Annotated in this window: 1 protein-coding gene; it reads right to left on the reverse strand. The window is 48.2% G+C overall.

What is annotated here, in order from left to right:
* Nucleotides 1–629, reverse strand: a 629-nt coding sequence (locus ACP45E_RS00415) for a calcium-binding protein (RefSeq protein ID WP_426510356.1), incomplete at both ends; no start/stop codon positions are given.

The following is a 629-nucleotide window of genomic DNA, read 5'->3' on the forward strand; positions in this document are numbered from 1 at the left end:
GATCCGCCAACAATGCTATCATTACCACCAATCGTAATGTCGCCAGTTTTTGCTAAGGTATAGCGACCTGAAGCATCGCTGCTGATTTGTCCATCGTCACCAATAATGATCGTTTCACCAGCAGCGTTAGTAACACTGTCGTTACCCACACCTGCGATAACTTGATCATCACCAGCACCGACTGAAATGACATCGTTTCCACCAGTCCCATTGGTCGTATCGGTACTAAACACTTCTCGGCGTATACCGTTAACCAAATCTATTTGACCATTATCACCAATGACGACATCGTTGCCGTTTCCTGTGGTGATCGTGTCGCCACCTTGGCCACCCAATACGAGGTTAACCCCGTCACCGGCTGAAATAACATCAGCAGCACCTTGAGAAAGGTCCGTGGTTTTCGCTTGAGTGATCACGCCCTGAGCATCATAAGTAAACTGACCGTTATCACCGATGATTTGATCATCTCCACCTGCTGTGGTGATCACGTCACTGCCGTTACCGCCGAGTACTACATTAGTCCCAATTCCTAGCGTGACCGTATCGTTACCACCTAACGTCGCATTGTCAGTGATGGCATCGGTTAATATGCCTTGAGCGTTGTAGCTTAAGTATCCGTTATCCGCGAT

Source organism: Vibrio genomosp. F10 str. 9ZD137, from assembly GCF_049974785.1.
Classification (GTDB): Bacteria; Pseudomonadota; Gammaproteobacteria; order Enterobacterales; family Vibrionaceae; genus Vibrio.